The sequence below is a fragment of the Candidatus Vicinibacter proximus genome, from assembly GCA_016713905.1.
GTDB lineage: Bacteria > Bacteroidota > Bacteroidia > Chitinophagales > Saprospiraceae > Vicinibacter > Vicinibacter proximus.
Window position 1 is genome coordinate 685,361 of record JADJOE010000003.1, and the last position, 23,094, is coordinate 708,454.

General features: G+C 39.6%; 18 protein-coding genes. 8 read left to right on the forward strand and 10 right to left on the reverse strand.

Going from position 1 to position 23,094, the window contains the following annotated elements; genetic code table 11:
* Window positions 1-97: 97 nt before the first annotated feature.
* The 10 genes from IPJ83_11205 to IPJ83_11250 all read right to left on the reverse strand — a co-directional run bounded on the left by IPJ83_11205 (window position 98) and on the right by IPJ83_11250 (window position 11,170).
* Entirely contained in the window at window positions 98-691 is a 594-nt protein-coding gene (locus IPJ83_11205; protein MBK7881110.1) for a hypothetical protein, read from the reverse strand.
* Between the two features lie 9 nt (window positions 692-700).
* On the reverse strand, window positions 701-1,162 hold the full coding sequence (locus tag IPJ83_11210; protein ID MBK7881111.1) for a VOC family protein: 462 nt from the start codon (window positions 1,160-1,162) through the stop codon (window positions 701-703).
* A 156-nt stretch (window positions 1,163-1,318) separates the two neighbouring features.
* Complete coding sequence (locus tag IPJ83_11215) at window positions 1,319-2,398, reverse strand: hypothetical protein (GenBank protein MBK7881112.1); 1,080 nt, start codon at window positions 2,396-2,398, stop codon at window positions 1,319-1,321.
* A gap of 544 nt (window positions 2,399-2,942) precedes the next feature.
* The gene (locus IPJ83_11220; GenBank protein ID MBK7881113.1) at window positions 2,943-3,677 is read right to left on the reverse strand and encodes a hypothetical protein; all 735 of its coding nucleotides are present in this window, start codon (window positions 3,675-3,677) and stop codon (window positions 2,943-2,945) included.
* Between the two features lie 534 nt (window positions 3,678-4,211).
* Window positions 4,212-4,721 (reverse strand): hypothetical protein, encoded by a 510-nt coding sequence (locus IPJ83_11225; protein ID MBK7881114.1) that lies wholly within the window; start codon window positions 4,719-4,721, stop codon window positions 4,212-4,214.
* A gap of 9 nt (window positions 4,722-4,730) precedes the next feature.
* Window positions 4,731-5,099 (reverse strand): VOC family protein, encoded by a 369-nt coding sequence (locus IPJ83_11230; protein ID MBK7881115.1) that lies wholly within the window; start codon window positions 5,097-5,099, stop codon window positions 4,731-4,733.
* Between the two features lie 73 nt (window positions 5,100-5,172).
* A complete protein-coding gene (locus IPJ83_11235) occupies window positions 5,173-5,985 on the reverse strand; it encodes an AraC family transcriptional regulator (GenBank protein MBK7881116.1) in 813 nt (270 codons plus the stop codon).
* 44 nt (window positions 5,986-6,029) lie between these two features.
* On the reverse strand, window positions 6,030-6,572 hold the full coding sequence (locus IPJ83_11240; GenBank protein ID MBK7881117.1) for a cupin domain-containing protein: 543 nt from the start codon (window positions 6,570-6,572) through the stop codon (window positions 6,030-6,032).
* Between the two features lie 735 nt (window positions 6,573-7,307).
* Complete coding sequence (locus IPJ83_11245; GenBank protein MBK7881118.1) at window positions 7,308-9,317, reverse strand: DUF4859 domain-containing protein; 2,010 nt, start codon at window positions 9,315-9,317, stop codon at window positions 7,308-7,310.
* An 800-nt stretch (window positions 9,318-10,117) separates the two neighbouring features.
* The gene (locus IPJ83_11250; protein ID MBK7881119.1) at window positions 10,118-11,170 is read right to left on the reverse strand and encodes a T9SS type A sorting domain-containing protein; all 1,053 of its coding nucleotides are present in this window, start codon (window positions 11,168-11,170) and stop codon (window positions 10,118-10,120) included.
* A 548-nt stretch (window positions 11,171-11,718) separates the two neighbouring features.
* On the opposite strand from IPJ83_11250, the gene IPJ83_11255 reads away from it, so the two are divergent.
* From IPJ83_11255 to IPJ83_11290, 8 genes are all read left to right on the forward strand, one after another.
* On the forward strand, window positions 11,719-13,239 hold the full coding sequence (locus IPJ83_11255) for an OmpA family protein (GenBank protein ID MBK7881120.1): 1,521 nt from the start codon (window positions 11,719-11,721) through the stop codon (window positions 13,237-13,239).
* 111 nt (window positions 13,240-13,350) lie between these two features.
* Entirely contained in the window at window positions 13,351-13,914 is a 564-nt protein-coding gene (gene efp / locus IPJ83_11260; protein MBK7881121.1) for an elongation factor P, read from the forward strand.
* A gap of 11 nt (window positions 13,915-13,925) precedes the next feature.
* Complete coding sequence (accB, locus tag IPJ83_11265; protein MBK7881122.1) at window positions 13,926-14,411, forward strand: acetyl-CoA carboxylase biotin carboxyl carrier protein; 486 nt, start codon at window positions 13,926-13,928, stop codon at window positions 14,409-14,411.
* Window positions 14,412-14,434: 23 nt separating this feature from the next.
* On the forward strand, window positions 14,435-15,790 hold the full coding sequence (gene accC, locus IPJ83_11270) for an acetyl-CoA carboxylase biotin carboxylase subunit (protein ID MBK7881123.1): 1,356 nt from the start codon (window positions 14,435-14,437) through the stop codon (window positions 15,788-15,790).
* A gap of 38 nt (window positions 15,791-15,828) precedes the next feature.
* On the forward strand, window positions 15,829-17,649 hold the full coding sequence (locus tag IPJ83_11275) for an ABC transporter ATP-binding protein (protein MBK7881124.1): 1,821 nt from the start codon (window positions 15,829-15,831) through the stop codon (window positions 17,647-17,649).
* Window positions 17,650-17,659: 10 nt separating this feature from the next.
* Window positions 17,660-18,790, forward strand: coding sequence for a hypothetical protein (locus tag IPJ83_11280; GenBank protein MBK7881125.1), 1,131 nt, complete (start codon window positions 17,660-17,662; stop codon window positions 18,788-18,790).
* A gap of 152 nt (window positions 18,791-18,942) precedes the next feature.
* Window positions 18,943-19,776: a peptidase S24 gene (locus tag IPJ83_11285; protein ID MBK7881126.1), complete on the forward strand. Its 834-nt coding sequence runs from the start codon at window positions 18,943-18,945 to the stop codon at window positions 19,774-19,776.
* A gap of 64 nt (window positions 19,777-19,840) precedes the next feature.
* Window positions 19,841-23,086: a PD40 domain-containing protein gene (locus IPJ83_11290; protein ID MBK7881127.1), complete on the forward strand. Its 3,246-nt coding sequence runs from the start codon at window positions 19,841-19,843 to the stop codon at window positions 23,084-23,086.
* Window positions 23,087-23,094 lie beyond the last annotated feature (8 nt).

The following is a 23,094-nucleotide window of genomic DNA, read 5'->3' on the forward strand; positions in this document are numbered from 1 at the left end:
CTTCAGTTTATAAATACATACATTTGGAAGCTTTGAGATCATTTTTTATTTTTTTATTTTTACAACGGGCAAAGTAACATTTGTACAATGCAAATTTTTATTTAATCATATAAATTAGTCTGGCCGCTAAAGTCCAACTTAGTCCTTTAATTCTGATGGGTAGTGAAGCTTTAAAATTAATTCCCATCTTTTTTGTAAAATTGTACGTTGTTCCAGCTTGTAATAATATGGCATCTTTATTCGCATAAATAATTTTGTCATTGACATTTACTTTGTCAATTGTTTCAATATTGTAGCTAAGCAATCGTGTATATGCTAATCCAATATTTAAGTTCCAATCGTAGAATTTATCCTTTTGGAAGACACCTATAAGCCAATCAATATGGACCGGTACTTCTACATGATTTAGCCAAACTTGTCCGTATTGTAGTGCCGGATAATATTTTGGTAAAATATATTCCCCGTTTTGACTAAATAAAATTTCCATTCCCAATTGCGAGTGTCTAGTTATTTTTGCGGTTCCAATTATTCCTGTATTCAGCCCAATATAATTAGTAGTTCCATTTCCCTCGAGCGCAGCAAAATTCAATCCGGCAACAAAGCCGGCATTAAATCTTGAATCTTGTGCATCACTGTATATAAATAGAAGGAAACTGAAACTGAAAAATAAAAGATACGTTTTGTTATGCATGTCAAGGGTTTAAAAGTCTGCAATGATTAGTTTTTTCATGCCCATCAGTTTTTTGAATGCACCGGGTTTTTTGTTCAGTTCTTCCCAATTTTCCGGGCATACTTGCCAGCTTAATCCATACTTGTCTTTCAGCCATCCACATACACTTTCTTCGCCACCATTCGCCGTAAGCGCATTCCAGTAATAGTCAATTTCTTCCTGGTCTCTACAAGGAATCATAAACGAAACAGATTCATTGAATTTGAATAAAGGTCCGGCATTTATGCCAATAAAACGCATGCCTAAAATTTCAAATTCAACGGTGAGTACCTTACCGGCAAAGTCTTTTTGAAAGTCAGCCAACCCTTCTTCTTCTGTCATAGGGTAATAAGTAATTTGAATCAGTTTGCCGTCCTTAAAAATAGTTAAGTAATATTCTGCTGCTTCTTTGGCATTGCCGTCAAACCAAAGATTTGGTATTATTTTTTGCATGGTGTTTATGGTTTGATGAAATAAAAATTTCGGAGTTGTCTGTCATGTAATAGAAAGGCTTTTTGGAATAACTGCTTTTTTTATGTTTTTATTTTTGTGCTTTTCACTTTGTCCATGTAGCGAGTAAGGTTTATCCAAACACAATCCACATTAAACCTACTCATTATTTCTCTCCAACCATTCCCTCACTGACATTTGATATGGCTTAATAAATTCAATAAACTCCTGTGTATTCTGGGATGGTTCTGCAGGAGTGGTGTCTAAGGCTTTCTGTAACCTGAGCATGTTGGGTCTGAAGACTTGGCTACTGCTTTTAAACTGATGTTCCAGAACCCGACACACTACATCAATTTGGAGCAGGGTCAGGTCACCGGAATAAACAAAGGATTTGGCAAGTGCCATCTCTGTTGCTTTGGTTATGGATTCGAGGCTAATGTTGATGGGGTCTACAAAACGAGCCGGATGCTCCACGGAGTATTGATCCAGAAAATTATAGACCCAATGAAAATCATAGTGTCCATACCCGTCTGAACGCTGCAATTTACCGATCAATTCATCTTCCCAATTTGGTAGGGATTTAAGGCGGTTTGCAGCAAGATCCCTGACCCATTTTTCTTCATCTTTTGCATAGTTAAGTAGTGTTTCAACAGAGTTTTCCTGCTCTATGGATGGCACGAGATTTTCCTTCTTCCAGTCTTCCATTGATTGCTTGGGTACCCTGATATTCATCGAGATGACAATCTGGGGAATCATTACAATTACAAAACCCAACAAACAAGCCATCACCAGTGGAATCTTATAGAATCCGGCTGGTATAGATTCGCGCCAATGCGGATGGAGCAATATCGCATATGGGATGAGCATCAATAGAGGCAACCATACACTGCCATAGTATACGGGTCTGGACAAGATCCTAAGTATTCCTGTGGTCCGGTCTGTATTCATCTCTGTACTCAACATGGCGCAGAATACAACACCGGCAATCATGCAGAACCATAAAATACCCACCAGAAAATTACGGGATAGAGTGGATGAGGAGAGCCATTTAAACCCGCCTTTAGACGCAATACTTATAGTCAACAACAAACTAAACAAAACATATAATGCTATCAAACCCAAGCCAATAAATCCAGCGCCCATGAGTCGTTCCCCTGTAGCATTCGTTTTCTGAATATTCAAGATGACCAGACCAATATAATTGATGATTGTGAGGATAAGAAGGATATTTGAGAACATATATGGATAAGACATTTGTTGAAAAACGAATATCTGAAATCATCTTTATATCACCAAAGAAAAAATAGATCACTCAAGGAATTAATAAGTCAGGTACACCTTATGGGGATTAAGTAGAAATTAAGCAGCCTTAATAGCTTGATGACTGACCGATTTCCGCAATGCGGAATGAAGCACGACAGTGCTTCAAGGGAAGGCACCGCGAAAGCGGCATGAGGAAATACTTGTATTTAACGAAACAGCGAAAGCTGAAATTCTTTGACTTGGAATAGAAATTCTAATGCATAGAATGGGTTTCTCAAGACAAAATAGAACAAGGTTTATAGGATGGAATTTTAGGACAACTTTTGTGGAGCACCTCTCCACCAGTTTATAAAACCCTGTGATTTCGCTGCTTTCCAAATGATTAATTTCAATAGTTTGGAAAAATATTTGTCAACGTTTTTAATTACCTGTGTTAAATGACCAACCTGCCCAAGTGGTATCGAAGGTAGGTGTCTCCGCACAAATAATATGGAAAAACTATCATCCACCACTAACTATATTATTGATACAAATGATGTACTACAAAATTTCCAAACGCCTGCCAAATTTCTGAATAACGGGCATGGTACACCAAGTTAGAAAATAGAAAAGCCAAAAGCACAATCAAGTAGGGTATCCAATTTTTCTTTTTTGCTACATCGATAAAAAATAAGATTGCAGCAAGTGCGGTTTTTAGGTATAATACAACCAGAAGTATGGTGGCTGCCCCCATTTCAGGGAAATAACTAATTAAGATTCTATTCATAGGTGGACCAATCATGAGTATCGCCGTCCCAATGATGAAGCGCATATGCATGGCTGTAATTTTTCTATGGTAAATAGCCAGAGCATAAAATAATACAAACATGAACAGTTGCATCCATGTGATGGATTGAATGGCCATCACATCATCAGAGTTTTTTTTAAGAATGCCTGCTTGATAATTCTCCCTTGCAACAAAAAACATAGATGTCATAATAATAGGCGCAAGGACATAAGTCAGTTTTCCTAAAAAACGATGAGTTGTAAAACGTTTGTGGTAAATCAATACAGGTTGCACAACCAGTAATAAAACCCAGGCACCCATCAATGCGCCATGAATATGGTGTGTCCAATTAAATTTAGTAAACTCAGGAAAATGTTTGATGTAAGTGGCATGAAACCCTATGTGTACAACAATAAACATAAAGATCATACCGGTAATAATATGTTTAATGTTTGTCTGTGAGATATGCTTTATGTTTTCCTGTTGCATAATGGATATTGCATAAATTGATCTTGACTATTTTTATAAAATTACTAAAGAAGCTATTTCGTATTTAATCAAATTTAGTTTAATCCCAAATTTATGACAAATCCTCTTATTTTGTCTACATGAGTTAACCAATATCTCATTCAAGTACTACAAATACTCCTACAGGACTAACGTGGTCTCACTGATTTATCCAGTCCAAAACGTTGAGAACACCGTATAGACTAAAGCCTATATGTTAAGGTTTTCCTCCAATCGATCTTGATCTGTTTACCTCTATGTAAACTGTGTTATTAGTCTGCACGGCTATATAGTTGTGCCTGGTGTTTGTCCTGTCCCGTGTTATTTCAATTCTGCGGTGACCTCGCTTCCACACATAAATATGCTTTGCCAAAGAACTTACGTCTGTCCTTTCACTATTTTGGTAATTTCTTTGGCAAGCATTATTGAAATTTACTTGAAATCGCTTTCTAATGATTCAAGATATTCTGTCGGATTGGATACAGCGATTTTCATCGCAATATAATTTAAAATTTATTAATTCACTACGCGCATAAAATTAAACGGAATGGTATCCCGGTTCCCTGATGGATTCGGTCCCGCAATGAATGCACGTAAGATGTTATCGTCTGCTAAATGATAATAAATGTCGGTCGGAAAGTCATGAGTCGGATTGCTGAAATGCGCTATATCTTGATTCAGCTTTACAACAGTAAATTTGATGGCTTTCCCTTCGTTCTGCCCGGACACTGTGTTTTCAGAAATCCACTGACCGTTTTCGCGGTGTACGTAAACATGCTCTGTGAAAACGGTATCTGCATTTTTAACCTGAAATCCAACCGAGAGATAAGAACCATCGGCATTTTTTGTCCAACGCTCAAAGCTTTTTTCGTCTTCGTTTTTCCATAAGCCGATAAGCCTGTCAAACAAAATTACCTCTTCCAACTTTTCCTGCGATAAGTTGTCTGAAGTTGTTTTGGTCGCATTATTTCCGCAAGCTGAGAACAAACCCATTGCAGAAAGGAGAAGTATTGCTATTTTATTCATGTATTTTTTTTAGTGTAAAGAATGAACTGCCATTTTATTTCCTTCGGAGTCGATGAACATTCCAAAATATCCCATTTCAAGGCTGATTTGGGTTTTTGGAACAATCACTTTTCCGTTGTTGGATTCTACTTTGTCCAATACTGTTTGCAAATCATCTCCACCATTAAGATAAGCGACGACTCCATCTGTTGAGGGTTGATAATCTTCGCCTTGTACGATAGCTCCCGATACGTTTGTTCCATCCGTAGGAAAGAAGCCCATTTTTGAACCAAACATTTCTGCTTCTTTTATTTCCAAACCCAAAATGGCTTTGTAAAAAGATACAGCTCTGCTGAAATCCGTTGCAGGAATTTCAAACCAATTGATTAAATTTTCCATTGTTAAATTATTTTAAATTAGGCTGCAAAAATGCAATGCGTTTGAAACCTAAAATTGTAAAAATACGACAATGCTAATCCCTTATAAAAAAAGAGGTCATTTTAAGTTTATCTCTGTAAAATTCTTTAGGCGTAAGCCCAGTTAGCTCTTTAAAATCTTTGATAAAATGAGCTTGGTCATAATATTCATGCTGATAAGCCAAAGTGGTAAGACTTGTAAACTTTTTGTTTAGCAATATTTTAAGCGTGGCTTGTAGTCGAATGGTTTTTGAAAGTTTTTTCGGACTTAACCCTATGGTTGCTGAAAATTTGCGTTCCAATTGTCTGCGGTTGATGTTCGTTTGTTTGGAAAGATCGTCAATGGAAAGTTGTCCGTTAGCCGTCAATATGGTTTCAACGGTTGATTTTACAATGCGATCAACGGTTTCGATGTCAGTCAGCCGGTTTATTAAAAATGCTTCAATAAGTTTTATCTTTTCCGAAGTTGAATCGGCGTTTAAAACCATCTGTTCAATTTCTTGGCCGTCTTTTCCAAATAATTTTTCTAACGAAACGGCTGTGTTTTCCATTTCCTTAATCGGAATAGTCGCAAAAGGCAAAAATCCATATGGGTGGAATCGAACGGAAAAAACTCCGGTATCACCTGTCGGTTCAATTTCCAACGGTCGCGTCAGTTGTCCGATTACAAAACATCTTGGCTGGATAATGCTGCTCCCTTTTTCGGTATACTGTTTGTACAAATCGCCATAATGGAAAATCATTTCCATACAGCCATCAGGCACTATGGATTGTTTTTGCGGGGTTTCTTCTCTTGGACTTTCCAAGGTCCAATAACATTTGATAAGTGTTGCTAAGTCTTGGTTTGGTTCGAATGTTTGATAGTTCATCTGTTAATTTTTGGACCGTGGCTCAGTACACTTGCTACCATATTTCAGAATGAAGCATTGTGGTCTTTAAGCGACTTCACTTTTGGTTTGGTAAATAATCTTGCGATAGCTGCAATAATCGTGAATATAATGCCGGGTGCACCTGCAAACTTGTATTGTCCGCGAATTTGATTGAGTATAAAGTCAAAATCAACTATCATCTGCAAACTCGGTTTATTGGGATTAGATTGACTGTTTAATGAGTCAAACCCCTGTACCAACATATAGTCAATGTCAAGTGCTGGTTTGTATGTCGCTCTAAACTTTGTCTCCCTGTCAAGCGGATTTGAAAAGCTGTGTGCCGTCTTTGCTGTAACATTAAAACTTTGTCCTTCTTCAAGAACTATTTTCTTGCCTTCAGCCGAAAGTTCAAGTTTGCCTTCAATAACTTCAAAAATTTCGTCTTGCAATGGATGAATATGTGGCGGTGGACCCTCTTGTCCAGCTGGAATGGTGCAGATAACTTCTGTAAAAGCACCTTCAGTGTCCTTACCTGTCTTTACAAAGGTGATTGTTTCACCTGTTGATTTTAGTGTAATAGATTTCATTTTAACCTTGTTTAATTCTTTGTTTAATATTTATTGTTTTTAACTTCCATTTTTGTCGCTTATGCGAGATAATTTGATATTAGCACTGTCTGCAAGTATGACGTATAATTCTTAGGAAAGTTGACGGTTTTGGTGGTCAACTTTTCATGCATGTCCCAATGATGGAAGTGGGATGGTACAGCTTGTCCCTTCCGGAGGAGGGGAAAGCCGACAAACTTTAGCCAATTATGCGAGAAGCCTTTGAGATTATTATTGTTGTTAGAACACATGCATAGCTATATTTAGAGTCGTTTAATACAAATTTAGTAAATTCCTATGGGCTATTTTAATCTCTATAGAGTTTTTTAAAGCCTTACCAGAAATTTATATCTGAAAGTTGTACTTTTTCTGAATAGGAATGAAAGCTCTATAATTTTAAATATAATACGGCCTTTTTAATTTTAGCGTTAAGGAATGAAAACAGCCTTAATTTTTTTGGTTCTCTATTGTTTCAAGACAAAAAAGAACAAGGATAATAAGATGGAATTTAAGACAGCTTTAGTGAATAACTTGGGCCGCTAAAATGTCGGTGCGTTTGGCTTTATGATTTCTATTTTCTAAATTCAAGTATTTTGTATCACAAAATATTTTTTATAAGCAAGAATAGAAAATTTATGTATTCCAATTCCTTAAAAGACAAGATTTGCAATGTGCAATTTTAGTATTTTATAGATTTCTAAAAATAGCTCAATCGCGTTATTGTTTCATAACCTTAAAAATGTCCTTGCCAATTTTGAGTATATACAAACCACTTTGATATTCAGAAATGTCTAAAGAACTTCCATTTCCACTTGCAATTAGGACTCCATGGACATCACACAGGACAAAATATTCGTAGACATTCCAAGATATTAAATTGGAAGTAGGATTAGGATATATTATCAATTTTTTATTTTGCGTTTCTTCTTCTACAGCGGTAGTTTCATCCTGTATATAAATGTTAAATTTCATGGTCAACTTTGCGGATTTACCATCACTGCGTCTGTAAATAAGTGCCTGACGAATCGTAACCGAATCTCCATTTTTGCAGGTGCCCGGAAATTGACCTATCCTGACTTGCAGATCATTGATGTCAAGCTCGGAATAAATAAATGAGTTCACTTGCCACCTGGTCACTTTACCATCATTATCAAACCAGTGTCCCGGATAAAATGCAGTAGAATTACTGTCCAGACTTCCATCCGGGTTAACAGCATAGTATTTTATTTGGTTACCAAGTTTTTGATTGATTTCTGCTTCTGGCAATGCAAATGCATCTTCTATCAACACAGTATTAAGTTTAATTCTATACGCATCATAATTTGACCTTGGTTTCATGATGACGTCGTGGGTTAATTCTAAATCTTTTAAAGGACCCAAAAAATTGCCTGATAAATCTGTGTTTTCAAATTTGACTTGGTATGGCCAATGTTCATCATTTGAGTTGTCATCGTCCCAGGCGTGTCTCCAGTGCTGCTGAGGGGCTCCTGTTACAATGAGCCACAGGTGGGTACAATGCTCGGGACTTGTAAAACTTAGTGAAGATTTTGGATTGGCCCCATTTGAGTATTGGACACTTTTAGCTTCACTGTAAATGCGTTGACCATTGTTCAGAAGTGCAACAAAACCAAAATTCCACCCGGCATGTTCAATATTTTTTGACCTGTAGGCTGTGTCACCAGCCAATCCCTCAAAATTCACTTTTATTTCTGTTCCCGGTGCAGGCACTCCAAGTTTTATGCTGTGATACCCGTAATTTTCCAGGCAAATGCTACGATCTACCTGCCAAAAACTATCAACCGTAAAATTCATTTTTACCTGAGGTCTTTTATGAATATAGTCTTTACCAGAAACTTTTAAAGAAGGAATATCCCAGGTTGTCATGCGAGCTGCATGTTCGTATATTTGGTTATTAAAAGCTGCTTGATCAAGGTTGTTTAATCTTTTATAGGCTTCAACAGGATCTTCAGGTCTTCTGGACGCTCGCCAAAGTTTGCCTATAAAGTCAATGCCATTTTTATAAGTCCAGAATTCAGTAATGAAATAATTAGCGTACCTGGTATTTTCGTGAAGGATGTGCAGATGGTTGTTTTGAATGTAATTGTTATAATCTCCATCCACAAAAAGTTGTTCAGGATATACTTGATAGGCCATCCATTGTGCGCACTGCTCCCAAAACCCATTGCCACCTGTACCATTATCACCCAATCCATACCTGAATCCACCCTCAGTATCACAGCCTGTTATGTATTGAAAGCCATGGCCAATCTCATGAGCCACCACATGATCTCCATTGGCAGCGGCGGGACTTACAAATATGGTAGCCACTGAATCGTCTTGTCCTGACCCGGAAGCATGCCAATCGGTGGTGTACAATAAAAAGATCATAAGCTTATATTGATCGGTGACCGAAGAATCTTTAATGGCAAATTTTAAGGAATCCAGCATGATGCGATAAGACTTCTCAGCTACTTCAATTAAATTTTTCATATCCACTGTATATGGAGAAGGAGAAAGTGAAGGATCGGCGCCAAATCCAGCTTCCCAAAACACGACCACGTTTTCAGTCTCAACACTCCTGGCATAGCTCCATTGACTTTTATCATCATTTAGGTCCATACCCGTATTGGTAATAAATCTAGGGATGTAAACGGTCTTTTGTGCTCCGAGAGATTTAATAACAAATAAGAGAGCAAACATGATCACTTTAATTCTAAAGGCTTGCATATAAATTGAAAATTTAAGCTGTTGCAAAGTAAGTACTTTCCTAAAGAAATTATCTCATGCAATCGTATTTAGTATTGAGGAACAAGTTCCGGGAAGTCTGCTCTACATAGTCCAGTTCGCTGCCACAGCCTGCGTCCTTGTGCAGGATGTCGTCTATATTTTTTAAGGTTTGTTCAAACATAATTAATTTCTGTTGTCATCCATTCGTAAAGTTAATAATATGGTCGGGTGCAGGGGTAAATTTAGCTGTTATGATTTTGCAATGGGTTGTTTCTTAATTTTAATATATTATTCAATAAATGTCCAAAAGCGCCTTGAAACCGTCTTCTGAAATAAAGTTATTAAAATTAGAATGGTTTTAAAAAGTTCCTATTTAGCGCCTTAAATAGCGTAAAATATATGGGTAAAATTCTCTGATTTTGAAAAATTAAGCAGTCAGTTTCACCGGAATGGTGGGGTCAACATGAAAAGGATTAGGGTGGGTCACTTTGCTCCGGATTATACATAAGTACCATGAAAGATTTGTACTCTTCTATCCAATTCTTTTTAGAACACATCTTTATTCAATTTTTGGAATAAAATAATTTCCAAAAATAGTAGACATCAATTAATGATTTTCTATGGCAGAAGCTTTTCTTTCAGCAGAATGACAAGTGTTTGCTCAATTGATTGCAGCTTGACGATGTGGCGCATTATTGAAGCCTAAACTTTCGGTTAAAAACTGTCTTTTCAAGTACAAAACCAACTTTAAATTGAGCCCAAAACCCGCCATATTGCCAAATTGCAGTTAGTACACGCTTTTATCTTTTTATAAATTTCATTGTTATATTATCTTCATTGAAGATTCTTAGAAAATAAATACCATTGCTAAAATTACGAATGTCAATTTTTTCATTTTCAGAAAGTTTTCCCTTTTGAATTTCTTCTCCCCATATATTGAAAATTTTATACTCTACAATTTCAGATAAATTTGATAATTGTAAATAATCACTTGAAGGATTTGGGAAAAGCTCTAAATCTAATTTCCCATTTTCGTGTATTGATAATGGACCGGAATATTTGGATATTTTATTGCCATATACTTGAGAGAAATATAAAATGTTATTACTGCTGAATGCTAAATCACCGGATCTATTTAATCCAGTTAACAAAGTAGTGGTTAAAAGGCCACTACTAGTTATATTTTTCCGAGAGATGCTATTTCCATTTGATTCGCAGATATATAAATCGTTTCCATTAAATACTATACCATTAGGGCCACTTAAATTAATAACAACATCAACTGGCAATGGATTTGGACTAGTAACATCTATTTTTGAAATTTTGTTTGCATAATAATTAGAATAGTAAAGATCGTTTCCCTTCAATGCGAAAAATGAAGAAAAAACACCTGTTGATACAACAGTTATTAGAGGTGGATCAGCAATTGTTAAATCTATTTTAGATATTTTGCGAAGACTGCCTTGACAAACATATAGAAAATTATCCTTGATAGCCATTCCTAGGGGAGATTCTATATTTTGTTTTACAATCATTGCAATAGGATTTGCTTGAGTGATATCTAATTTTAATATTTTATCATCACCTGGATCTGAGATGTAAAGATAATTGCCTGATATTAATAAATCTACTCCATCAATTAGGCCGGTAAGCATATCTGTCGGTGTAGGATTTGTATCTGAAATATTTATTTTGCGTATTCTATCATTTCCATTCTCGATGTAATACAAGTCATTGCCATTTAATGCCATAGCTGTAGGGAGAGATTGGTCTGTTATTACATCAGTTATTTGAGCTTGCGAAGTAATGCTGCAAAAAAGTAAAATCAAAAAGAACAAGTAACCTTTTATCATAATTTATTTATTTAAATGTTTGCTAACTCCGTTATATCTGCCACATCATGGCACAAGTCTGACTATCAGTGTAGGGATTGGTGAAACAAAAGGTGTACATATCTTTTTTCAAAATTAAATAAATTTTAGCAATTTTTATTTGTGAGGTCTGTTTATTTTTAAAAGGGAAGCACATCGATGGGATAATGGAATTTTGAAAGCCCCGGGATTCAATAATCTTCTTTTGTCGGAAGCGGGATGAACGATTCCGATTGTACCTTTATATTTCAGCGAAACTTTGATACCACAATAAAATGATCAGTTTTCGGTGTTAAATGCAAAACTTACCACAAAAATCATTGAAAAGTAATTATAAAGGTGTGTTTTTAAACGAAGGGAACCGATCTTATGGTTCATCTTACTTAATTGGATCGGGTCCTTTTAAGCCCGATTCATAATTGCAGCTCCAAAATATTCATTTTAAGATATAACCAAAATTCCTAATGTATATTGATTTGAATTAATTATTTAAACATATCTTTGTATGTTTAATTTAATCATCCGCTACCATGAAGCAGTTTTTATACTCCCTGATACTCCTGGCTTGCCTCGCAGGCCCTGTGAACGCTCAGTTATTTGAACTCAAGCAAGGGCTCAGTGCCAAGAAGACTTTGATAGACTACAATACCCTGAGAGACAAGGATGCCGCCGCCCTGAAGGATATGGCTGATGGCTTCGAACTCGCATATCTCCGTAGATTTTCTAAGAATTTTGTTTTGTCCGCACCTTTGGCTCTGGGCAGATATGTGGATTCCATCGGGGATGGGGGAGGATCTCCTCTTTTGTCCGTGGGCGTTCTCGGCCAATACCACTTCTTTAAGAAGAGTTGGTGGGTCAATCCTTTTCTGACCGCTGGCTTGAACAGCTTATTTCCTATGGGCCGCTCCTTTGGGATGGAGATTCCGGTAGGACTTGGCCTGAATGTTAAATTGCATCCACAGGTATTCCTGCAGTTACAGTCCGACTTTAGACTGGGCATCATCGACTGGGAAGATCACCTCCAGCATACTTTTGGTCTGGTGTATTTCCTTGGCAACAAAAAAGCAGATAAACCAGTGATGGAAATGATGAAGACGGATTCAGATGGTGATGGTGTAGCAGATGAACTGGACCTATGTCCATCTATTGCCGGCTTGGCTAAGTTTTATGGCTGCCAGGATACGGATGGCGATGGGATAGAGGACAGTAAAGATAAATGTCCGGATACGGCCGGAGTCATGGAGTTGAATGGCTGTCCGGATGCAGACGGAGATGGGGTGTCTGATAACGACGACGAATGTCCTAATATAAAAGGTTTAGTAGAAAATAAAGGCTGTCCGGAGAAAGACGGCGATGGCGATGGCATTCCCGACAAGGAAGACCATTGTCCGGATAAGGCTGGTTTGGCGAGCCTGTATGGATGCCCTGACAGCGATGGCGATGGTATCTCTGACAAGGATGACCGTTGTCCTGATATTCCGGGTCTGAAGACCAAAGGTGGTTGCCCGGAAACCAAAAAAGATTCCGACAAAGACGGTATTGAAGACGATATGGACGAATGTCCTTTTGCAGCCGGATTGATGCAGTTCAAAGGTTGTCCGGATACGGACGGCGACGGCATCCAGGACAAAGTGGACGATTGCCCTACCATGGCCGGACCACGATCCAACAAAGGCTGCCCGCTGATCGAGAAAAAGGATCTCGAAGTGCTGGACTTTGCCATGCGAGCAATCCAGTTTGACCTGGGTCGAGCTACCTTAAAAGAAGAGTCCTTTTCCATTCTGGATAAAATCGCCAAAATCCTGAAAAAATATCCTGACTATAACCTTGCCATCGGCGGACATACCGACAACTCCGGTAGCCCGGGATTCAACCTGGAGCTTTCCGAAAAACGGGCCAAAGTGTGCTACGAGTACCTGGTTTCCAAAGGTTTGGACCAGAACCGCTTGTCTTACACGGGATACGGGATGACCAAGCCGATCGCAGACAACAAGACAGAAACCGGAAGATTCCTCAACCGCCGTACGGAATTCAATCTCGTACCAAGATAAGCTACGTTCCGGCTTCAAAACGATATAAAAAGGAGTCCAATTCGTTGGATTCCTTTTTTTTATGTACTATCGGCTTATCTTTGCGCAAAATTTATAATCTTAGCTTAATTTATGGCAACTACATCAGATATCAGAAATGGAATGTGCATGGATTACAACAACGACATTTTTGTCATTGTGGAATTCCAGCACGTCAAACCCGGAAAAGGAAATGCTTTCGTGCGGACCAGATTGAAAAGTATGACCTCAGGTAAGGTCATTGAGAATACTTTCGTCGCAGGACATACCATCAACGAAGTTAGAGTGGAAAGAAGAAAAGTTCAGTATCTTTACAAAGACGATATGGGCTATAATTTCATGAATTCAGAGACCTTTGAACAAGAGTCTTTGAGTGACAAGCTGATAGACAATGGCGAGTTCCTGAAAGAAGGAATGGAGATCGAAGTTTTGTATCATGCAGAGAAAAATACACCGCTTCTTGCTGAGCTTCCCGCGCATCTTGTGGTGGAAGTAACCTATACAGAGCCGGGTGTAAAAGGCAATACCGCCACCAACGCCATGAAGATGGCCACTATCGAGACCGGCGCGGAGATCAAAGTACCTTTGTTTATCGAACAGGGCGAAAAAATTAAAGTGGATACCCGTACGAGAGAGTATATCGAACGAGTCAAATAAAAACAAAAACAATGAACTTTAAAGAAATTCAAGAATTAATCCGCCTGGTGAGTAAATCCGATTTGGCTGAATTCAAGGTGAAGGATGGTGAGTTTGAGCTTTCTATAAAGACCCAGAAGGCTTTAAAAATGCCTGAAATGCAGGCCATCAGCTACCAACCTTCCTATACCATGCAGCCGACCCAGCATCAGGCCGCACCGGCACCTAAAGCCCTGGAAGCAACACCCACTTCGGCCGTCGCTCCAGAATCCGGTAAAAAACAAATCGAAATAAAATCTCCGATGGTGGGTACCTTCTATCGCTCCGGAGGTCCGGACAAACCACCTTTTGTTAAAGTGGGGGATAAGATCGAGTCCGGTAAGACGGTCTGCATCATTGAAGCCATGAAGCTCTTTAATGAAATTGAATCGGAGGTAAAGGGAACCATCGTTAAAGTATGTGTGGAGGACGCATCACCGGTAGAATACGATCAGGTTTTATTTATTGTAGAGCCCTAATTTTTTAATCAGCATTTAGACGCATGTTTCAAAAAATATTGATTGCCAATAGAGGCGAAATTGCCTTGAGGATTATCAGGACCTGTAAGGAAATGGGCATCAAGACGGTAGCGATTTATTCGACGGCCGATCGGGAAAGCCTTCATGTGAGATTTGCAGACGAAGCGGTCTGTATTGGACCTCCTGCTTCTTCCCAGTCTTACCTCAACATCCCCAAGATCATGGCAGCTGTGGAAATTACCAATGCGGATGCGGTGCATCCTGGTTATGGATTCCTGGCAGAGAATGCGGAATTTGCAGAGATCTGCACCCAATATGGCGTAAAATTTATCGGCCCCACACCGGATCAGATTCGTAAAATGGGGGATAAAATAACCGCCAAGGATACCATGATCAAATGTGGTGTTCCCGTTGTTCCCGGTTCTGAAGGATTGTTGAAAGACACCAAGCAGGGGAAAAAAGTGGCTGCTGAAATCGGTTATCCTGTCATTCTGAAAGCAACTGCCGGCGGTGGGGGAAAAGGTATGCGTATCGTGTGGAAGGAAGAGGAGTTTGAACATGCCTGGAATACGGCCCGTCAGGAGGCTAAAGCAGCTTTTACCAACGACGGAGTCTATATGGAAAAATACGTGGAAGAACCACGGCACATAGAGTTTCAAATCGTAGGAGATCAGTATGGCAAAGTAGTCCATCTCTCAGAAAGAGATTGCTCCATCCAGCGACGTCATCAGAAGCTGGTGGAAGAAAGTCCGTCTCCTTTTATGACCCCTGAGTTGAGGGATAAAATGGGGGAAGCCGCAATTCTTGCCGGAAAAGCCATCAACTACGAAGGAGTCGGTACTGTCGAGTTTCTCGTGGACAAATACCGCAACTTTTACTTCATGGAGATGAATACCCGAATCCAGGTGGAACATCCAGTGACAGAAGAAGTAATCGATCATGACCTGATCAAAGAACAAATCAAAGTAGCTGCCGGAATTCCAATTTCCGGAAAGAATTATATCCCGAATCTGCACGCCATTGAGGTCAGAATCAATGCGGAAGACCCGTACAATGATTTCAGACCTTGCCCGGGTAAAATCACCACCCTGCATACTTCCAAAGGCCATGGAGTCCGTGTGGATACCCACGTGTATTCCGGTTATACCGTTCCGCCATATTACGATTCCATGATTGCCAAACTCATCTGTAAGGCACAGACCCGCGAGGAATGCATTACGAAGATGGAGCGGGCATTGGATGAATTCATACTGGAAGGTATCAAGACGACCATCCCTTTTCACAAGCAGTTGATGAGGAATGAGGCTTTTAGATCAGGAGATTTTAACACCGGATTCTTAAATACATTTGTTCTCGAACCAGAAAAACCAGGCAAGTAATTCAATCAGTTTACCGCATATTTCCTTGATTCAATAGTTTGAAAGATTTTCTTAATTTCATCAGCCAGGTAGGAAAGTACAAGGGCCTGGTCATTCTGCATTTTGTTTGCTATCTGCTGACAGCGATATTTACAGTAGCATCCATACCTGCCATAATCCCTCTTTTTGAGATGTTATTCCAACAGGGTTTGGTTGTGCCGGAACCACCGGTGGACGCAGGAGGAGTAGCCGGATTGATCAGCCAACTAAAATATGATTTTGCCAAATGGTTGTCCACCAAGGATAAGTCACAGGCGGTTTTCATCGTCTGTATTTGTATCGGATCCGTTTTTTTTCTGAAAAATTTGTTTCGCTATCTGGCCATTTATTTCATGACCCCGGTCAGGGCAGCCATGGTGAAAGATACCCGCAGTCGTTTATTTGCGAAAATGATGGATCTACCAATGTCCTTTTTTTCTGAAGAAAGAAAAGGGGATTTGATCGCTCGTATGACTGCGGATGTTCATGAAGTGGAATGGACTTTATTGGCGACTTTCGAGTCCTGGGTAAAAGATCCCTTGATCATTCTGGGCAGTATAGCTTTCATGCTGTACACGAGTCCGAGTCTTACTTTATTTGTACTGATACTTTTATTAGCAACTGCCTTCATCATCGGTGGTATTTCGAGAACACTTAAGAAAAAATCGCTCAATGCACAGGAGGAATTTGGAGACTTAATTTCCTTGCAGGAGGAAAGTCTTGGTGGGCTTCGAGTGATTAAAGTATTCGCAGCTGAGTCCTACGTAAAATCCAGATTCGATGCCATCCTCGAGAAGTATAAAAACTTGCTCATCAACATCAACAGACGCAGGGAAATGGCTCCGCCTTTGTCTGAGTTTTTGGGAATTGTGATCGTTTGTTTGCTTCTGTCTTACGGTGCCTCGCTCGTTTTTTCCAATCAAATTGCCGCCTCCACTTTTTTAGCTTTTTTATATGCATTTTTCAATGTGATTGAGCCGTCCAAAATGTTGTCTGCATCTTATTTCAATGTGCAGAAAGGAGTGGCAGCCCTCAACCGAATTAATGAAATTCTGAACCTGGACATTAAAATAAAAAATGACGACCAGGCCATCACCAAAAAAAGCTTAGATTCGATCATAGAATTTGAAGATGTTTCTTTTGTATACCCGAATGATCCAAAAGAAGTCCTCTCCGGAATCAACTTAAAAATACACAAGGGGCAGACCATCGCGCTCGTAGGGGCGAGTGGTTCGGGTAAGTCCACCATGGTAGATTTACTTGCAAGGTTTCATGATGTCAGCAGCGGTAGCATTCGCATAGACGGAGTGGACATCCGCAAGATTGAGGTGGAAGATTTGCGAAGACTTATGGGCATGGTGACCCAGGAACCTATATTGTTTAACGATTCGATTAAGAACAACGTGGAATTTGGTCAGAAAGGCAATTCAGATGAACGAATCTGGGAAGTATTGAAATTGGCCAATGCCGCGGATTTTGTGGCAGAATCTTCCAAAAGCCTGGAATACAATATCGGCGATCGGGGCGTTAAACTCAGTGGAGGCCAAAGGCAAAGGCTTACCATCGCCAGAGCAGTACTCAGAAATCCGGAAATCCTTATTCTCGACGAGGCTACTTCAGCGCTGGACTCGGCTTCGGAGACGCTGATCCAGGCGGCCCTTGAAGAGTTGTTGAAAAAACGCACGGCCATTGTAATTGCGCACCGATTGTCCACCATCCGGAATGCAGACCTGATCGTTGTACTGAAGGAAGGTCGGATCGTAGAGACCGGCACCCACGAAGAATTAATTAAATTTAACGGGGAATACAGTAACTTTGTATCCTTGCAATCACTCCTCTAAACTTACCTACATGCGATTAATTTTATCCCTTGCATTATCCATTTGTCTTTTTACATCTGCTTCCGCTCAGATCACCATCACCAACAAAGTAGTCCCTGTATTAGGGGATTCTTTTGCGTATGCCTTGGATACCAGCGTGCCATTCCTAGCACTTGGATTTCCAGCGGGAGATCAGGTTTGGGACCTAAGTTTTTTGCAAAATCAAGGAAGAAGATCCGAAGTTTATCGTGATCCTGCGCTTAGCCCTGCATATAACAGTTTTCCTACTGCCAATGCCATGTTAAGGACTAATGCCAGAGAAACATTTTATCGCCTGAGCGCTAATAAAGTTGAAGAATTGGGTTTTGCCAACAGGGCAGGAGGTCCAATTCCGGGATTTAATCAACCGACCGTCTATTCAAAAGCGGTTACTGTCTTCAATACGCCCACTACTTTTGGCAGTACACTGAATTATAAAACAGATGTAACCATTCCATTTCCTGCCAGCTTTGTACCGGATAGTTTGCTGAGCCAGATTCCGGGGCCAATCAAACCGGATTCTTTTAGAATCAGATTGACTACTGATGTAGAGCGACTTTCTGATGCCTGGGGAAAAGTGAAACTCCCTCTAAAAACCTGGGATGTCATCCGTGAGAAAGTAACGACCAATACCACTTTTGCCATAGATGCGCGTCTGGGACTGCTTGGATGGCAGGACATTACAGCCTTTGCAGGGGCTTTTGTGGGAGGATTGATTCCAACCGGAAAAAATGTTTCTTATGCCTTCAGAAGCAACGAGTCCAAGGGTCTGATTGCCCTGGTTAGCACGGATACTTCCGGCAATGTAGTCAGCATTCAATATAAGCCCAACACTACTGAAGTGGCGAGCAGAGATCTTACTGCAGCTGCCGAACAATTCGAACTTAAGAATTCCATCATCCAGGACAAAATTCAAATTCTTTGTACCAATGCAGAGACAGGTAACTGGCAATTGAATGTGTTCAGCAACGATGGTAAGAATTTGTACAATCAGTCTGTTGAGGTACAGGAAGGAAAAGTTTTGGATATTGATCTCAAGAACCTGCCTCAGGGAAGTTTTCAGCTGTTGCTGGTAAAACCAGGCACCAATAATTTTTGGAGAAGCACATTTGCAAGAAGCTAGTCTCTCATGCAGTTTTCTTTGTTACCATTTTCGTCATTCCTGCACCTGGGGATTACCTAAGATTCATTTTGTAAAATTTTTCATCACGATGATATAAAATTAGACTTGCTTAGCATATCTTTACATATTATTAGATAAACCAATATGATAATATGAATAACATTGTAAGTCAACGTTTTATTCAATGTTATCAGGAGTTGATTGATACCCATCAACTTCGTTCTGCCAGACAGTTTGCCGTTGCACTCGAATCCTACCCCCAGACTTTTAATGAAATCCTGAAATTACGACGGGACGTAAGTTTGGAATTGGTGCAAAAAGCGGTAGAGGTTTATCATTTCAATCCTCATTTCCTTTTTACCGGAACAGGGCCAAAAATTCTTAAAGTGGATACCGGCCAGGATCTTTCCATTCTGACTATTGTCGCCGACCACGAGAACAAGGAACAGATTGTTCATGTGCCGATGGTGGCACAGGCCGGTTATAGTGGAAGATTTTCAGATCCGGTGTACATCCATGAATTGCCACGGTATAACTTACCGGATTTTAAATTCAAGACAGATGGTACCATGCGTTCCTTTGAAGTCAGCGGAGAAAGTATGGATCCTACACTGATGCAGGGTGATTTAATCATTTGTGCTTATGTTCATCCTTTCCATTGGGAAAAACAAATCAGGGACAATAAATTATATGTGTTCGTTAGTCATACCGATGTTGTGGTAAAGCGTCCTACCAATCTGCTCCGAACCGAACGTAAATTGTTACTCCATTCGGACAATACAAATTTTAATTCTTACGCACTCGAAGCGGATAAGATAAAAGAGGTCTGGCAGGTTAAAGCCAGAATCAGTACCCATTTAGATCCACCCTCCAACAAAAATCAGGGACTGGAACAAGTTGTGGATCAACTTAAAACCATGATTTTACAGCAAAGTCAGGTGCTGGAAGAAATTCTGGAAAAAGTAGAAGCAGAACCGGTACAATAATTCTTTTCTCGCCTTTTATTTTCATTTACGAATATCTTCGTACATTCGCCGATAAAATAATTTTATGAAAAAAATATTCAGTTTTTTCTTTTTTGTCAGCTGTCTGATGATGCTCCGTGCACAAGAAAGCAGGTTGCTGAGATTTCCAACTATTTATGGAGACAACGTTTGTTTTACTTATGCAGGTAATTTGTACACTTGCAATGCCAATGGCGGTACAGCAAGAAGATTAACCGATCATGAAGGAGTGGAAATATTCTCAAAATATTCTCCGGACGGTTCGAAAATAGCCTATACGGCACAGTATGATGGTAATTCGGAGGTATATGTGATGCCGGCCGAAGGTGGAATTCCACAAAGGGTTACGTTCACCGCCACATTGAACAGAGATGATGTCTCTGATCGTATGGGACCCAACAACATCTGTATGGGATGGAAGGACAAGGAAACCATTATCTATCGCTCCAGATGGCGAGATTTCAACGACTGGAAAGGTCAACTATATACTGCTAATATCAATGGTTCTATGCCGGAACAATTGCCATTTCCTCATGGTGGATTTTGCAGTTATTCACCGGATAAAAAGAAGATAGCTTTCAACAGAGTTTTCAGGGAATTCAGGACCTGGAAACGTTACAGAGGTGGACAGGCGGATGAAATTTGGATCTATGATTTTGCTTCCAAACAAACCACCAAAATTACAGACAATGATGCACAGGATATCATCCCGATGTGGGCTGGAAACAAAGTCTATTATGTTTCTGATCGCGATAAAAGAATGAACATTTTTGTATACGATTTTACGACCAAGCAAACCAAAAAACTTACAGAATTTAAAGAATTCGATGTGAAGTTTCCTTCGCTTGGAGACAAGGCCATTGTCTTTGAAAATGGCGGGTACATTTATAAACTTAATTTAAGTAACGACAAGGTGGAGAAAATCAGCATTCAGATCAATGAAGATTTTTCCATGGGCAGAAATAAAATCGTTTCCGTTAAGGAAAATATTTTTAGTTGGGATCTTTCTTCAGATGGCAACCGTGCTTGTTTCTCTGCCAGAGGAGATATTTATACCGTCCCCGCAAAAAATGGTGCGATCAGAAATCTTACTGCAAGCTCTAATGCACACGAAAGAGATTTGGCCTGGTCACCGGATGGTAAATACATCGGTTACATCAGTGATGTCACCGGAGAAGATGAAGTCTACATCATTCCTTCCAATGGAATAGGTGCCGCCGAACAACTGACACAAAAAGGTAAATGTTATAAGTATGGGATGGCATGGTCACCGGATGGTACCAAAATAGCCTACAGTGACCGCAATCAGAAATTGTATTACGTAGACATTAAAACAAAAAAAGAAGAGGTTGTCGCCTCTTCAGAAGTCTTTGAAATAAGAGATTACAATTGGTCACCCGACAGTAAATATTTAGCGTACACCAACCCGGTCAGAAAAGGAAATTCGGTCATCCATATTTACGCCTTGGAAGATAAATCTACCCATCCGGTAACCGAACCATGGTTTGATTCTTCAAGTCCTTGTTTCAGTTCGGATGGAAAGTATTTGTATTTTGTTTCCCAAAGAACATTCAGCCCATCGTACAATAACCTGGAGTGGAATCACGCATATTTTGATCTTTCAAAAGTGTACATGGTCACACTCAGATCCAATACAAAAAATCCTTTTGCACCAAAATCGGATGAAGTAACGGTCAGAGATTTATCTAAAAAAGAAGAAAAGAAAGAAGAGAAAAAATCCGATAAAAATTCTGACAGCACTAAGGTGTCCGGAATTGATTTCTTTGGTATAGAAAACAGGGTAATTGAGATTCCGGGGCCCGGTGGAAATTATTTTGGTTTGCAATCAGTAGAGGATAAAATCTATTATTTCAAATCGTCCATGAGAGAACCAAACAAATTGGTTATGTATGATTTGAAGGCACAGAAAGAAACAGAAATCAGCGATAAAACAAGAGCCTACACCATCAGTGCAGACACTAAAAAAATGATGATCTTATCCGGAGAGAATTATTACATTGTGGATCTTCCTTCGGCTAAAGTTACACTGGAGTCTGCACTGAATCTTTCAGATATGAAAACCATGGTAGACCGCAAGGCAGAATTCAAACAAATTTATTTTGAATGTTGGCGACAAATGAGAGATTTCTTCTATGATCCGGGAATGCATGGTGTGAATTGGGAGAAATTAAGAGACCAGTATGCTGAATTGCTACCTTATGTAAATACGCGTATTGATCTTACCTACATCATAGGCGAACTGATCGGAGAATTAAATTGTGGTCACGCTTATGTAGGTGGTGGTGATTATGTAAAAGCAGATCGCATTCCGATGGGCTTACTTGGAGGAACACTTTCAAAAGATAAATCCGGTTATTTCCGTATAGATAAAATTTTCAAAAGCCAGAATTGGGATAAGAATGTTCGTGCACCACTTACAGAAATTGGAGTAGATGCAAAAGAGGGTGATTATATCCTTGCAGTGAATGGCGTTTCTACCAAAAATGTAAGCAACATTTATTCTATGCTGATTGGTAAAGCAAATAAACAAATCACTTTGAAATTAAACTCTGCAGCTTCAGAAACTGGCGCTCGCGAGGTAACTGTAATACCAATTGCGGATGAGCAGAAATTAATTTACTACACCTGGGTACAAAACAACATCGAAAAAGTAAACAAAGCCACCGGCGGCAGAGTAGGCTACCTGCACATCCCAAATATGGGACCAGAAGGTTTGAACGAATTTGCTAAATATTTTTACGCTCAGTTGTATAAGGAGGGTTTGATTATAGATGACCGTGGCAATGGTGGAGGTAATGTTTCTCCTATGATTATTGAGAGATTAAAACGTGAACCGGTTCAAGTGACCAAGGCAAGAAATGCTGCTCCGGTCTTCGAACCGGCGGATCAGGTCATAGGCCCTAAAGTAGCTTTGATAGATGAATATTCTGCAAGTGACGGAGATATTTTTGCCTACAGATTTCAGAAATCTAAACTTGGACCTGTGATTGGTAAACGTTCATGGGGTGGTGTAGTAGGCATTAGAGGAACGCTTCCGATCGTAGACGGAGGAATTTTGAATAGGCCGGAATTCTCAAGATACGATGTGGAAGGAAAGCGTTGGGAAATCGAAGGCCATGGAGTAGATCCGGACATTGTAGTCGACAACGATCCTGCAAAGGAGTTTATGGGAGAAGACCAGCAACTCAATGAAGCCATCCGCTACATCATGGATCAAATGAAAAACAAACAATTCAAAGAACCCGCTCCGCCGCCATTTCCGGTGAAGTAAAATTGATT